This window comes from Stenotrophomonas sp. CCNWLW57, assembly GCF_037203925.1.
GTDB lineage: Bacteria > Pseudomonadota > Gammaproteobacteria > Xanthomonadales > Xanthomonadaceae > Stenotrophomonas > Stenotrophomonas rhizophila_A.
In genome coordinates this window covers 190,736-204,957 of record NZ_JBBCBJ010000002.1, presented here as the reverse complement: position 1 = coordinate 204,957, position 14,222 = coordinate 190,736, and the positions used below count along the sequence as shown (strand labels likewise).

Sequence of the window (14,222 nt, the reverse complement as noted above, 5' to 3'; positions counted from 1 at the left end):
GCCCGTAGCTCAGTTGGATAGAGTACCTGGCTACGAACCAGGCGGTCGGGAGTTCGAATCTCTCCGGGCGCACCATTACATCGCGGCAACAACCAGACAATGCAAGCGCGCCCGTAGCTCAGTTGGATAGAGTACCTGGCTACGAACCAGGCGGTCGGGAGTTCGAATCTCTCCGGGCGCACCATTGCATCGATGACGAAAAAAGGCAGCCACGGGCTGCCTTTTTCGTGTGCGCGTTCATGACCGGATCGGGTCGCCGGCACGTACCGCCGACATGGCCATCTGGTCCGCTTCGCGCGGGATCTCCGGCGCCGGGCAGCGGCCACCGGCATGCTCGTCATGCGCCAGCCAGTCATCGACCACGCCGCCGAGCAGGTCCAGCCGAAGTGGCAGGGTGATGTGGTCTTCGCCACGCATCTCGATGTAATGCACGCGCGGGCTGGCGGCGGCCAGCGCACGCCCCTGGTCCACCCGCACGTGTGCGTCATCCTGGCCGTGCAGCAGCAGCACGCAGGCGCGCGTATCGGCCAGCGCACGGGTCACGTCCACCGTGTCCAGATCCAGGTCCAGGCGCTGGCTCGCAGCGGCGATCACCGCATTGATGTCCTGTCCGCCGTAGCGCCAGCGACCATACGCGGCCATCGCCTGCGCCTTCCATGCGGTGGGCTGCAGCGACATCAGGTGCGGGATCATGCTGCGGATCGCCTCGCCGGCGTTGGCGAACGATTCCATCGCCACCACGCCGGTGACCCGATCGCCGAGCTTGTCCGCCGTGAACAGCGCGGTTGCAGCGCCGTAGGACACGCCGAACAGGTACAGCGGCCCGACCACCTCCCCACGGCGCTGCAGCGCGTCGATCACATCGATCACGTCATCGGATTCGAACGTCCCATAGCCCGACGGCCCGGCACCGGAATGGCCATGGTTGCGCAGGTCGATGGTCACCACCCGGTAGCCGGATTCGGCCAACTGCAGCGACCACGGCAGCATCGAATCGCCGTTCATCATCCAGCCGTGCAGCAGCACCACGGTGCCACGCGGCGCCTGCGGCTGGAACGGCTGCGGCAGGGCCAGCTGCAGCCCGGTGTTCAGGGGCTCGCCGTTGTCATGCTGCTGCGCCAGGTAGTGATAGCGCAGCCCGTAGCGGCCCGGATCGAAGGCGCGCCAGAACAGCGGCACCCCGGCGCGGCCCGTCACGAACCCATGGCGGTTGGGGACCGCGTCCACCGCTTCGGCGATGCGCGCGGTATCGAGCAGCGTGGAAACGCCTCCGGGCGCGACCAGCCGGTCGCTGAGCGAGGTGGAGGCAGCGGATGAGGTGAGCGATGAGCACGCGGCCAGCCACAGGCCGGCCCCGGCCAGCGCGAGCAGCAGCAGGCGTTTCATGGGCACAGGAGTTCACATTGAGCCGCGCAGCGTAGCGACGGCGCGCTGGGCGCTCTACCGCAACCAGATGACCAAATCGTGACACCCCAGCCGGGGTTCAGCCATCGGCGGTCACAGCCATGCCGACATCTGCCCCCACCACCCCTCCATCAACCCCGGCTGGCGCATCCGCTCGCGCCACCAGCGCAGCGCCGCGCCTTCCTCCCCGGTGCGCCAGGCCAGCCAGAAGGTCTCGTCCGGCTTGGGCTCCTCCACCTGCCGCACCACCAGCCGGCCCTGCGCCACCGCGGCCTGCACATAGGGTTCGGGCAGGAAACCGAAGCCCAGCCCCGCGCACTGCAGGCGGAACTTGCTGACCGTATCGGGCACGGTCACCGTCTCCTGCCCCATCAGCAGCCCGACCGTGCGCGGCAGCAGCCGGCGCGCGGAATCGGCCACCGCAATGGCGCAGTGCCCGGCCAGCTGTTCCCGCCCGAGTGGTTCCGGCAGCGCCGCCAGCGGGTGTCCCGGCGCCACCGCGAACACGAACCGCACCACGCCCAGCGGCTCCACCACGTAGCCACCGCCACTGGGGCCCTCCCCGGCTGCGCCGACCAGTAGATCCGCACGCCGGTCCAGCAGCGCCTCCCATGTACCCGACAGGGCTTCGCTGATCAGGCGGATCCGGGTCTGCTCGGCGACCGTGCTGAAGGCGCGCACATCCTCGGCCAGCAGCGCCGGCTGGAACAGCGAATCCACCGCCACGGTCAGCTCGGCCTCCCAGCCGGAAGCCACCCGCCGTACCCGCATCTCAAGCTCGCGGGCGGCGCGCAGCAGGTGCCGGCCCTCGTCCAGCAGCGCGACCCCGGCCTCGGTCAAATGTGCGCGCGGGCCAATCCGGTCGAACAGCTGCACCCCCAGGTCCTGCTCCAGCTTGGAGACGGTGTAGGAGATGGTCGAAGGCACCTTGTGCAGCTCCTTGCCGGCCGAGGCGAACGAGCCACGGCGGTCGATGGCATCCAGGATCTGCAGGGCGTCGAGGCTGAGCTTGAGCATTCGAATTTTTCGATGATGGCTTGCAAAACTATCCGTTTTTCAAGCGGCAGGCGCAAGCGGATACTGGCGCCAACAGGAAAGGGGCAGCACACACCGCCCCGGACCGCCATCGAAACCATCGAACACCCGAGGAGAACCACCATGCTGCAGATCCGCAAGAGCGCCACCCGTGGCCAGGCCAACCATGGCTGGCTGAACTCCCAGCACACCTTCTCCTTCGCCGGTTACTACGACGCGCGCTACACCAGCTTCGGCCCGCTGCGCGTGATCAACGAAGACAAGGTGATCGGCGGCCAGGGCTTCGGCACCCACAGCCACAGCAACATGGAGATCATCTCCTACGTGCTGGGCGGCGCGCTGGAGCACAAGGACTCGATGGGCACCGGCTCGGTGCTGCGTTACGGCGACGTGCAGCGCATGAGTGCCGGCAGCGGGGTCAGCCACAGCGAGTTCAACCACTCGGCCGACGAGACCGTGCATTTCCTGCAGATCTGGCTGTTCCCGGATACCGAGAACATCGCCCCGAGCTACCAGGAAACGCATTTCGCCCCGGACGCCAAGCGCGGCCAGTTGCGCCTGATCGCCTCGAAGGATGGCCGTGACGGTTCGCTGCTGATCCACCAGGACGCCAACATCTACGCCACGATCCTGGACGGCGACGAGCGCGCCCACCTGGCCCTGGCCCCGCGCCGTGGCGCCTATGTGCAGGTTGCCCGCGGCCAGCTGCAGGTCAACGGCATCACCCTGGACACCGGCGACGCGCTGCAGATCACCGACGAAGCGCAGGTGACCCTGGAAAATGCCAGCGACGCCGAAGTGCTGGTGTTCGACCTGCCGCTGTAACCGCAGCGGCCCTCACCAACGCCCCGAGCTGATCGGGGCGTTGTCATGTCTGGGCTCAGGACCCGGGCACCGGGGCGTCGTCGGCAATCAGCTTCGCCTGCTTCAACTCCGCCCAGAGCGCGGACGGGATGGCCACCGACATGGACGCCACGTTGGCCTGCACCTGTCCGGGCGTGCGTGCACCCGGAATCACCGCGGACACGACCTCTGGCGCATCCGCGAACTGCAACGCCACGGTGCGCAGATCGACGCCGTGGCGGTCGCAGATGGCCTGCACGGCCGCACGCTTCTTCGGCGCCCACTCGGGCACCTTGCCGTCGTAGAGGTACCGATCGCGGCCGGCCAGGTAGCCGGCGAGCAGCGGCGCCCCCACCACCACCGACGCACCGTGCCGGGCGATGGCCGGGAAGGTGTCGTGCAACGCCTGCTCGTGGTCGAGCAGCGAGTACTGGCAGGCGAGCAGGAAGATATCCGGATCGGCTTCCTGGATCGCGCGCAGCGCCGGCTCCGGGCGGTTCACGCCAAATCCCCATCCCTTGATCAGACCCTCCTCGCGCATCCGGGTCAGCGCGGGCATCGCGCCCTTGGCCGCCTCGGCGAAGCGCTGCTCCCACGGCATGCCAAGGTCCTTCTCGTTATCCGGCGACAGGTCGTGGATGAAGACCACATCCAGCTGCGCGACCCCCAGCCGGTTGAGGCTGTCTTCCACCGAACGACGAACGCCGTCGGCGGAATAGTCATAGCGGTAGTGGAACGGCGACGGGTCTTTCCACATGGTGTCCTGCAGCTCGCCAGCGGTGGCGGTCAGCAGTCGGCCGACCTTGGTCGACAGCGTGTACTCACCCACCGGGTGGTTGTGCAGGTGATGCCCCATCCGTCGTTCGCTCAGGCCCAGGCCATACCAGGGCGACGTGTCGAAGTAGCGCACGCCTGCGGCGTAGGCTGCGGCCAGGGTCTGTTCGCTTTGCGCGTCGGTGGCCGGGGCAAAGCCGTTGCCGATGGCCACCCCGCCCAGCCCGAGGCGCGTGCGCGGCCGAAAGCGCTCGCCCTTGGCGGCGGCGTGGGTGGCCAGCGGCTGCGCGGCGCTGCGGCCACGTGTTGGCAGCACGCTGCCGGGCGCGGCGGCGCTGGACTGCGCCAGCAACGGTGAACTGGCCAATGCGGCGGTACCGGCAGCGGCGGCGGAAAGGAAGTGGCGACGTGCGTTCACGGCGACTCCGGGTGCGGGGGAGCAACCACCCTCGCAGAATGCCAGTGCACGGCGTGCGGGCAACACGTCAACGCTGCGGCAACAGCGCACAAAGAAAAAGGCCTTCGTACTTGCGTACGAAGGCCTTTTCTACAACTGGCGGAGCGGGAGGGATTCGAACCCTCGATACAGTTTTTGGCCGTATACTCCCTTAGCAGGGGAGCCCCTTCAGCCACTCGGGCACCGCTCCAGTATTCTGGTTCCGCCGCTTCGATGTTTCTTCTCAGCGGGGGCGCGAAGAATAACGTTTTTCACACCCCGAGGTAAAGCCTTAATCGGAAGAATTTTCACTTCCCGATGCATTCGGCTCGTCGCCTCGCTGGATGCGCTGGTAAATCTCTTCGCGGTGCACGGCCACGTCCTTCGGGGCGGTGATGCCAATACGCACCTGATTGCCCTTGACGCCGAGCACGGTGACGCTGACGTCGTTACCGATCATCAGGGTTTCGCCAACACGGCGAGTCAGGATCAACATTTTTGCAAGTCTCCAGGGAACCGGTGGATTTTCCCGACCGGCTCGGCGCCCAGCCAAGGAACGCCACACGACAAAGGGAAAAGATTAGCCATAGTACCGTCAGCCCTCCTGCGCCATCAAGGAGCAGGAGGATTCAGGCGTTCAGATACGAGGGGTGACCCAGTCGACGACGGCAGCCAGTGCAGAAGCAAGGGCGGGCCCGTCCTCGCCACCACCCTGGGCGAGGTCCGGGCGGCCGCCGCCCTTGCCCCCGATCTGACTGGCGATGTGGGACAACAGTTCCCCGGCCTTTACCTTGCCCGTTGCACTGCCGTTCACGCCGGCGACCAGGGCCGCCTTGCCGTCCTGCGTGCCGGCCAGCACGATCACCGCATCGCCCAGCTGCTGCTTGAGGCGATCGATCGCTTCGCGCAGTGCCTTGGCATCGAAACCTTCCAGGCGCGCGGCCAGCACCTTGACGCCTTTGACCTCAACTGCGCCAGCGCCCAGGTCGGCGGTCGCGCCCGCCGCCTGCTTGGCCTTCATGGCCTCCAGTTCGCGTTCCAGCTTCTTCTGGCGCTCGCCAAGCTGGCGGATCTTGTCGACCACTTCGCCCGCATTGCCGCCGAGCAGCGCGGCCGCTTCGGCCAGTTGGGCTTCTTCGTGGGCCACGTAGTCCAGCGCGCCCTGCCCGGTCACCGCCTCGATACGGCGCACGCCCGAAGACACGCCGCCTTCGGAGGTGATCTTGAACAGGCCGATGTCGCCGGTGCGCGTTACGTGCGTGCCACCACACAGTTCAGTGGAGTAATTGCCCATCTTCAGCACGCGCACGTTTTCGCCGTACTTCTCGCCGAACAGTGCCATCGCGCCGAAATCCAGCGCTTCCTGCATGCCCATGTTGTGCACTTCGGCCGCATTGTTGGCGCGTACCTGCTCGTTGACCTTGCGCTCGATCACGGCAAGGTCCGCGGCACTGATCGGCTGGAAGTGCGAGAAGTCGAAGCGCAGGCGGTCCGGTGCCACCAGCGAGCCCTTCTGCTGCACGTGGGTGCCCAGCACTTCACGCAGTGCGGCGTGCAGCAGGTGGGTGGCCGAGTGGTTGAGGATGGTGGCGCCGCGGCGCTGGTCGTCCACAACGCCGCCCAGCACATCGCCCACCTTCAGGCTGCCCTGGGTGACGGTGCCGACGTGGCCGTGGAACTGGCCCGCGAACTTCTGCGTATCGGTGATCTGCAGCTGCACGTCGTTGCCGGCCAGGCTGCCGGTGTCGCCCACCTGGCCACCCGATTCGGCATAGAACGGGGTCTGGTCGGTCAGCACGATGACCTCGTCGCCGGCCTGCACCGCGTCCACCGGGCGCCCGTCCTTGAGCAGGGCCACCACGGTCAGGCCGTCGGCCTGCAGGCGGTCGTAACCCAGGAACGTGGTGGGCTTGAGCGTGGCGACCAGCTCGGCCGACAGCGTCACGCCGCCACCGAACTTGCCGCCCTTGCGGCCGTCCTCACGCTGCTTCTCCATTGCCGCATTGAAACCGTCGATGTCCACGGTCAGGTCGCGCTCGCGCGCGATGTCCTGGGTCAGGTCGAGTGGGAAGCCGTAGGTGTCATAGAGGCGGAAGGCATCCGCGCCCGGAATGACGCCATTGGTCACCTGCGCGGCGACGTCGTCGAAGATCTTCATGCCCGAATCGAGCGTCTGCGCGAAACGCTCTTCCTCGGCCTGCAGCGCACGCACCACGGTATCGGCCTGTGCAGGCAGTTCCGCGTAGGCCTCGCCCATCTGCTCGACCAGGGTGGGCACCAGCTTGCTGAAGAACGGCTGGCGCACGCCCAGCATCCAGCCATGGCGCAGGGCGCGGCGGATGATCCGGCGCAGCACGTAGCCGCGGCCTTCGTTGGACGGCAGCACGCCGTCGACGATCAGGAACGAACAGGCACGGATGTGATCGGCGATCACGCGCAGCGACTTGTTCTCCAGGTCGGCCATGCCGGTCAGTTCGCTGGCCTTGCGGATCAGCGCCTGGAACAGGTCGATCTCATAGTTGGTGTGCACGTGCTGCAGGATCGCGGCCAGGCGTTCCAGGCCCATGCCGGTGTCCACGCACGGCGCCGGCAGCGGCACCAGGGTGCCGTCCGGCTGGCGATCGAACTGCATGAACACCAGGTTCCAGATTTCGATGTAACGGTCGCCGTCTTCATCCGGCGAACCCGGCGGGCCACCGGCGATATGGTCGCCATGGTCGTAGAAGATTTCGGTGCACGGGCCGCACGGACCGGTATCGGCCATCTGCCAGAAGTTGTCCGAGGCAAACGGCGCGCCCTTGTTGTCGCCGATGCGCACGATGCGTTCTTCCGGAATGCCGACCATGTCGCGCCACAGCGCGTAGGCCTCGTCATCGGTCTGGTAGACGGTGACCAGCAGGCGGTCGGCCGGCAGCTTCCAGACCTGGGTCAACAGCTCCCAGGCCCAGGCAATGGCGTCCTTCTTGAAGTAGTCGCCGAACGACCAGTTGCCCAGCATTTCGAAGAAGGTGTGGTGGCGCGCGGTGTAGCCGACCTGGTCCAGGTCGTTGTGCTTGCCGCCGGCCCGCAGGCAGCGCTGCACGTCCGCCGCGCGCACGTAGCTGCGCTTTTCGGCGCCAAGGAACACGTCCTTGAACTGCACCATGCCGGAGTTGGTGAACAACAGGGTCGGATCATTGCCCGGCACCAGCGGTGCCGACGGCACGATGGTGTGGCCCTTGCCCTTGAAGAACTCAAGGAAATCGCTGCGGATCTGGGAGGTAGTGAATTTGACGGGTGCGTTCATGGGGGCTGGCTTCATGCGGGCCGGCCGGTCCTTCGCACACAGCCCCAATGGCCGGGTGTCGAGAGCAGGACCGCCGAAACCACAAAGGGTATCAGGCCCGGGCCCCCGGGACACGTCCGGGTGACGGGCGCGCTGCGCGCCCTTCAGTCATCCGGGTCGTAGCGGGTGGCACGGCGGATGGTGTCGCCATCGAACCCGCGGCGGGCCAGCAGATCCGCGGCTTTGCGGCGCTGGGGCAGCTCCTGGGGGCCGGCCTCGCCAAAGCGGCGGCAGACCAGGTCCCGGGCGTTCTCTGTCCAGTCGCCTTCGAAGGTGTCCATGGCGGCGGCGACCTGCTCGCTGTCCAGCCCATGGGTGCCCAGTTCGGCGCGGATGTGGAGGGGGCCATAGCCTGTGTTCGCACGGATGCGGACCAGGTTCTCGGCAAAGCGGGTGTCATCCTGCCAGCCGGCCTCGGTGAGCTTGTCCACGGCGGCAGTAGCGGCGTCGCTTTCGATGCCGCGGGCAGTGAGCTTGCGGGTCAATTCCTTGCGCGAATGCTCACGGCGTACCAGCAGGCCAAGCGCGCGTTGGACCGGGGTCTGTTCACGGACGCGGCGCTTGCGGCCGGGTGCCGGGGCGTCTGGGTCGTGCATGGGCACCTCGATGAAATGCGCCGTCCGTGGCGCTCCCCCCGTCGGGGGAAGGTTGAACCCCCCGGGACAGGGCAAGCGTCACTGACGGCGCTGCCCTGCCCCGCAGGAAACTTACTCGGCGTCGTCATCACCGTCGCTGTCACCGCTCTCGCGGGCAGCCTCGGCCGGCTGGAACTTCTCGCGCAGCTCGGCTTCCAGGCGCTGGGCCACCTGCGGGTTGTCGCGCAGGTAACCGCGGGCGTTGTCCTTGCCCTGGCCGATGCGCTCTTCGCCGTAGCTGTACCAGGCACCGGCCTTCTCGACCAGCTTGGCTTCCACGCCCATGTCGATCAGCTCGCCTTCGCGGCTGATGCCTTCGCCATACAGGATTTCGGTGATGACCTGCTTGAACGGGGGCGCCAGCTTGTTCTTGACGACCTTGATCTTGGTCTGGTTGCCGATGATCTCGTCGCCCTTCTTGATCGCGCCGATGCGGCGGATGTCCAGGCGCACCGAGGCGTAGAACTTCAACGCGTTGCCGCCGGTGGTCACTTCCGGGCTCTGGCCCGGCATCATCACGCCGATCTTCATGCGCAGCTGGTTGATGAAGACCACCAGCGTGTTGGAGCGCTTGATGTTGCCGGTCAGCTTGCGCAGCGCCTGGCTCATCAGGCGGGCCTGCAGGCCCGGCAGCTGGTCGCCCATTTCGCCTTCGATTTCGGCCTTCGGGGTCAGCGCGGCGACCGAGTCGACCACCACGATGTCCACCGAGCCGGAACGGACCAGCATGTCGGCAATTTCCAGCGCCTGCTCACCGGTATCCGGCTGGGACAGCAGCAGGTCGTCCACGTTCACGCCCAGCTTGGCGGCGTAGATCGGGTCGAGGGCGTGCTCGGCGTCGATGAAGGCGGCGGTACCGCCCTTCTTCTGGCATTCGGCAATGGCCTGCAGGGTCAGGGTGGTCTTGCCCGAGGACTCCGGACCATAGATCTCCACGACACGGCCCTTCGGCAGGCCGCCGATGCCGAGCGCGATGTCCAGCATCAGCGAACCGGTCGGGATGACCTCGACGGCCTCGATGACACGGTCGCCCATGCGCATGACGGAGCCCTTGCCGAACTGCTTTTCGATCTGGCTCAGGGCGGCGGTCAGGGCACGCTTTTTGTTCTCGTCCATCGGATTGGTCCTTGCAGAGGTCATGTCGTTGGAGGTGTTGTCTTTGGAGGTCTTCTTGGCCACGGGGTCACTTTAAGGTTGGCGTATCGCACAGGCTGAGATTCTGCCCGGCGTTCGGAAAAAAATTATCGGACATCCGTACCAACCTCAGCCAAACCAGAGAATCGCCACAAAAGACCGTGCATGTCGTGCGTTGAAGGGATCAGCGGTTCGGGCGCAGCAGCCCGCAATAGAGGCCTTCAATCGCGAAGTCCTGGTCGGGCAGCACTTCGATCGGCTTGTAATCGGGGTTGCGCGGCAGCAGCCGGATCCGGTCCTTGCCCATCTTCAGCAGCTTGACGGTGATCTCGTCATCAATGCGCGCCACCACGATCTGGCCCGAGCGGGCATCGCGGGTACGGTGCACGCCGATGAGGTCGCCGTCAAAGATGCCTTCGTCGATCATCGAGTCGCCCTGGACCTTGAGCAGGTAGTCCGGCGCGGGCGAGAAGAACACCCGGTCCAGCACCACGAAATCATCCGAGCCGATGTCCGCCCCGATCGGCAGGCCGGCCGCGACCCGCCCCAGCACCGGCAGGCGCAGCACGTGGTCGGGCAGCGCAGCGGCCGGCAGCGAGGCGGGCAGCCCGTCCTGCAGCGGCGGCACCTGCACCAGCCGGATGCCGCGGGCCTGGCCGGGAATGCGACGGATCGCCCCGGCCTGTTCCAGCGCTTCCAGGTGGTACTGCGCGGCCCGCACGCCCTTGAAGCCGAACGCACGGGCGATTTCCGTCTGCGACGGCGGCGCGCCGTCGGTCTCGATGCGCTCGGCGATCAACTGCAGGATCGCCTGCTGGGTATCGGTAAGGTCCATGGTTAGTAGTAATACTACTAACGCCCGAAAGTTTCAAGGCTCCGGACGAAAAAGCGAAGCAGAACCCACCGTATCCAGATCCCAACGGAGGCCCGTAGCACTTCGTAGTGCCGACTGTCAGTCGGCAACCGCGCGCAGCGCGGCCGGGTGTCCGAAGCCGCACCCGCCCCTCTTCCGGCCATCCGTCCAACGTTTAGCGGTGCCGAAGCCGCCGGTCAGGTGTCATGACGCCGTCCGAAGAGCAGCCGACCAACGGTCGGCTCTACCGCCCGCCCGTTACCGCCCCGACCGCCAGATCGACACCAGTATCCACACCCCGCAGAACCCCGCCCCCACGAATCCGGCCACGCCCAGCGCCAGCAGCCAGCGGCTCGACAGCCCACCCACGCTGTGCATCACGATCGACGACCCAATGATCAACGCAGCGGTGACGATCCCCACCACCAGCCGGTTCGCCGCCCGGTTGACCTGCTCGCCGAAGCCCTGCAGCGCAGTCGTCTCCACCTTCAACTGCAAACGCCCCCGCCGCGCCATCTGCACCAGCTGGCGCACATCGCGCGGCAGGTCACCGGCCAGGTCCAGCAGGCCGGCCACGCTGCGCTTGCCGCGCTTGAGCAGGGCCGACGGCGCGAACCGTTGCCACATCACCCGCTCCAGGAACGGGCGCGCGGCGGTGGCCATGTCGAACTGCGGGTCGAGCTGGCGGCCCATGCCTTCCAGCGTCAGGAACGTCTTGATCATCAGCGCCAGGTCGGCCGGCAGGGTCAGCGCGTACTGGCGCAGCAGCTGGGTGATGTTGCCCAGCATCAGGCCCATGTGCAGGTCCTTCAGCGGCACGCCCCGGTACTGGTCGACGAAGGTACTGATGTCCTGCTGCAGCCGCGATTCGTCCACGTCCACGCCACCGGACCAGTCCAGCAGCACGTCGGTGACCGACTCCGGCTCCTGGCTGACCAGCCCGTGCAGCAGCTGCGCGACCTGGAAGCGGCGCTGCTCGGAGATCGCCCCGACCATGCCGAAGTCGATCACGCCGATCCGGCCATCGCGCAGGTAAATGATGTTGCCCGGGTGCGGATCGGCGTGGAAGCAGCCGTCCTCGAGCACCATCTTGAGCACGATGCGGCCGCCGGTGCGGGCCAGCCGGACCCGGTCGAGCCCGGCCGCATCCACGCCGGCGAGGTCGCGGCCGGGGATGCCGTCCACGAAGTCCTGCACGTTGAGGCTCTCGCAGGTCCACTGCCAGTGCACCTTGGGAATCAGGATGTCGTTGCGCCCGGCGAAGTTGCGCGCGATGCGCTCGGCATTGCGGCACTCGGCGGCGAAATCCAGCTCGCGCCGGAGCGACACCTGGAACTGCTGGACCACCTCGGCCGGCCGGTAGCGGCGCATGTCCGGCAGGCGCGCTTCGACGATTTCGGCCAGCCGCGCGAGCAGGCGCAGGTCGGCTTCGATCACCTCGCGGATGCCGGGGCGGCGGATCTTCAGCACCACCTCGCTGCCATCGTGCAGCGTGGCCCGGTGCGCCTGGGCCAGCGAGGCCGCCGCCAACGGGGTTTCATCGAGCCAGGCGAACACCTCGGTAGCCGGCGCGCCCAGGTCGGCTTCCAGCTGCTCGCGGACCTGCGCATACGGCAACGCCGGCACCGCGTTCTGCAACTCGGAGAATTCGGCGATCCAGTCCGGCGGGAACAGGTCCACGCGGGTGGCCAGCACCTGGCCGAGTTTGACGAAGGTAGGGCCGAGTTCTTCCATCGCCCGGCGCACCCGCACCGGGGCGGTCATGCGCAGGATCTGCTGGGTATCGTTCCAGTGCAGCAGGCGGCCGGCACGTTCCAGCACGTCGGCCAGGCCGATGCGGCGCACCAGGTCGCCGAAGCCATAGCGGATCAGGACCGAGGCGATTTCCTGCAGACGCCCCAGATCACGGACGGTTCCCAGCGTTTCCCACATCGGTGCACCCTCGTTCGACAGCAGGGCTCAGGATGTCACAGCGCCGGGAAAATTCCCGTCAGCGCCTGCTGCACGGTCTGCCGGCGGATGGCTTCGCGGTCGCCCTCGAACTGGAACAGCTGCGCGCGGGCATAGCCACCGCGCTGCTTCCAGCCGATCCAGACGCTGCCCACCGGCTTGTCCGGGCTGCCGCCACCGGGGCCGGCGATGCCGGTCACGGCCACGGCCATGCCGGCACCGGAATTGACCAGCGCGCCGGACACCATTTCCAGCACCGTTTCGCGGCTGACCGCCCCGAACTGCTCCAGGGTCTGCGCGCGCACGCCCAGCAGACGCTGCTTGGCCTCGTAGCTGTACACCACCATGCCGCAGTCGAAGAACGCCGACGAGCCGGCGATGTCGGTCATCGCCTTGGCGATCCAGCCGCCGCTGCAGCTTTCGGCAGTGACCAGCTGCAGCGCAGCCGCTTGCAGCTGCTGGCCGACGTCACGGGCCAGGTCGCCGAGTTCGGCATCGGTGGGGACAGTCACGGACTCACCATTCGGGCAGTTTTTCCGGAAGCAGTGCGCGGATCGGGGCGCCGTCGTCGGCGGCAGCCAGTTTCTCCGCTTCGGCGATCGGGATCTCGACCTGCAGCAGCCAGCCGTCCTCGTCGCTGCGTTCGCCGCGCACCACTTCCAGCTGGTGCAGGCGCGAACGCAGGCGACCGGCGGTCGGCGGCAGGCGCAGGTCGCCACTGACGTGCTGCAGGCCCAGGCGCTTGCCCAGCACCGATTGCAGCAGGTCCAGGCCCAGCCCATCGCGGGCCGAGATCCAGACGCGTTCACGGCGTGCGGTATCGGGAATGCCGTCCTGGGCGTCGTGGCGGACCTCGCTGCCTTCGATGCGGTCGATCTTGTTGAACACCAGCAGCTGCGGCAGTTCGCCCGCACCCACTTCGTTGAGCACTTCGTCGACCTGCGCGATGCGCTCCTCACGGTGCGGATCGGCCGCATCGACCACGTGCAGCAGGAAGTCGGCCTCGCGCGCTTCGCTCAGGGTCGCGCGGAACGCGGCCACCAGTTCGTGCGGCAGGTCGCGGACGAAGCCCACGGTATCGGCCAGCACCACGTTGCCGCCCGGCACCGCGATGCGGCGCACGGTCGGGTCCAGGGTGGCGAACAGCTTGTCGGCGGCGTACGCCTCCGCACCCGTCAGCGCATTGAACAGCGTCGACTTGCCGGCATTGGTATAGCCCACCAGCGCCACGCGCGGCAGTTCGCTGCGCACGCGGGCACGGCGCATCTGGGTGCGCTGCACTTCGACCTTTTCCAGCCGCTTCTGCAGCTGTTCCACCCGCTTCTGCAGCAGGCGGCGGTCGGTTTCGAGCTGGGTTTCACCCGGACCGCGCAGGCCGATGGCACCGCCGCGCTGGCGCTCCAGGTGGGTCCAGCCACGGACCAGCCGGGTGGACATGTGGCGCAGCTGCGCCAGCTCCACCTGCAGCTTGCCTTCGTGGCTGTGCGCACGCTGGGCGAAGATGTCCAGGATCAGGCCGGTGCGGTCGATCACCCGGCGCTCCAGAAAGCGCTCCAGGTTGCGCTCCTGCGAGGGCGAGAGCGCATGGTTGACCAGCACCAGGTCGGCGCCGGTGGCCTCGGCGGCCGCCTTGATCTCGTCCAGCTTGCCCGAGCCGATCAGGATCGACGGGTTGGGCCGGTCGATGCGCGCGGTCAAGGTGGCGGCGATGCTGGCCCCGGCAGAGCGGGCCAGATCGGTGAATTCTTCCAGCACATCTTCCTCCAGCCGGCCGGAATGCGGCTGGATCAGGAGCGCGTGTTCGCCTCGCTTGGAACGGTCAAACACGCGCGT

Annotated in this window: 12 protein-coding genes and 2 tRNA genes; 2 read left to right on the top strand and 12 right to left on the bottom strand. The window is 67.3% G+C overall.

Going from position 1 to position 14,222, the window contains the following annotated elements; translation table 11 throughout:
- The first annotated feature begins 107 nt into the window (after positions 1-107).
- Positions 108-184 (top strand) — tRNA-Arg (locus V9K91_RS05730).
- A gap of 53 nt (positions 185-237) precedes the next feature.
- Here the strand turns inward: V9K91_RS05730 and V9K91_RS05725 are convergent.
- On the bottom strand, positions 238-1,386 hold the full coding sequence (locus V9K91_RS05725) for an alpha/beta fold hydrolase (RefSeq protein ID WP_249834061.1): 1,149 nt from the start codon (positions 1,384-1,386) through the stop codon (positions 238-240).
- Between the two features lie 111 nt (positions 1,387-1,497).
- On the bottom strand, positions 1,498-2,421 hold the full coding sequence (locus V9K91_RS05720; protein ID WP_093534126.1) for a LysR family transcriptional regulator: 924 nt from the start codon (positions 2,419-2,421) through the stop codon (positions 1,498-1,500).
- Positions 2,422-2,562: 141 nt separating this feature from the next.
- On the opposite strand from V9K91_RS05720, the gene V9K91_RS05715 reads away from it, so the two are divergent.
- Positions 2,563-3,264: a pirin family protein gene (locus V9K91_RS05715; RefSeq protein ID WP_093534124.1), complete on the top strand. Its 702-nt coding sequence runs from the start codon at positions 2,563-2,565 to the stop codon at positions 3,262-3,264.
- A gap of 55 nt (positions 3,265-3,319) precedes the next feature.
- Here V9K91_RS05715 and V9K91_RS05710 read toward each other — a convergent pair whose 3' ends face one another.
- The 10 genes from V9K91_RS05710 to hflX all read right to left on the bottom strand — a co-directional run bounded on the left by V9K91_RS05710 (position 3,320) and on the right by hflX (position 14,216).
- The gene (locus V9K91_RS05710; protein ID WP_336443785.1) at positions 3,320-4,474 is read right to left on the bottom strand and encodes an aldo/keto reductase; all 1,155 of its coding nucleotides are present in this window, start codon (positions 4,472-4,474) and stop codon (positions 3,320-3,322) included.
- A gap of 136 nt (positions 4,475-4,610) precedes the next feature.
- A tRNA-Ser gene (locus V9K91_RS05705) sits at positions 4,611-4,703 on the bottom strand.
- Between the two features lie 81 nt (positions 4,704-4,784).
- Positions 4,785-4,988 (bottom strand): carbon storage regulator CsrA, encoded by a 204-nt coding sequence (gene csrA / locus V9K91_RS05700; RefSeq protein WP_068850911.1) that lies wholly within the window; start codon positions 4,986-4,988, stop codon positions 4,785-4,787.
- Positions 4,989-5,129: 141 nt separating this feature from the next.
- The gene (alaS, locus tag V9K91_RS05695) at positions 5,130-7,778 is read right to left on the bottom strand and encodes an alanine--tRNA ligase (protein WP_336443784.1); all 2,649 of its coding nucleotides are present in this window, start codon (positions 7,776-7,778) and stop codon (positions 5,130-5,132) included.
- Between the two features lie 143 nt (positions 7,779-7,921).
- Positions 7,922-8,413, bottom strand: coding sequence for a recombination regulator RecX (recX, locus tag V9K91_RS05690; protein WP_068850905.1), 492 nt, complete (start codon positions 8,411-8,413; stop codon positions 7,922-7,924).
- 111 nt (positions 8,414-8,524) lie between these two features.
- Complete coding sequence (gene recA, locus V9K91_RS05685; protein WP_068850903.1) at positions 8,525-9,568, bottom strand: recombinase RecA; 1,044 nt, start codon at positions 9,566-9,568, stop codon at positions 8,525-8,527.
- 202 nt (positions 9,569-9,770) lie between these two features.
- Complete coding sequence (lexA, locus tag V9K91_RS05680; RefSeq protein ID WP_249834059.1) at positions 9,771-10,421, bottom strand: transcriptional repressor LexA; 651 nt, start codon at positions 10,419-10,421, stop codon at positions 9,771-9,773.
- Positions 10,422-10,697: 276 nt separating this feature from the next.
- Positions 10,698-12,371, bottom strand: coding sequence for a 2-polyprenylphenol 6-hydroxylase (ubiB, locus tag V9K91_RS05675; protein WP_210132272.1), 1,674 nt, complete (start codon positions 12,369-12,371; stop codon positions 10,698-10,700).
- A 35-nt stretch (positions 12,372-12,406) separates the two neighbouring features.
- Positions 12,407-12,901 carry a nicotinamide-nucleotide amidohydrolase family protein gene (locus V9K91_RS05670; RefSeq protein WP_068850893.1) on the bottom strand — a complete coding sequence of 165 codons (495 nt, stop codon included), beginning with the start codon at positions 12,899-12,901 and terminating at the stop codon, positions 12,407-12,409.
- 4 nt (positions 12,902-12,905) lie between these two features.
- Positions 12,906-14,216 carry a ribosome rescue GTPase HflX gene (hflX, locus tag V9K91_RS05665; RefSeq protein ID WP_093534114.1) on the bottom strand — a complete coding sequence of 437 codons (1,311 nt, stop codon included), beginning with the start codon at positions 14,214-14,216 and terminating at the stop codon, positions 12,906-12,908.
- Positions 14,217-14,222 lie beyond the last annotated feature (6 nt).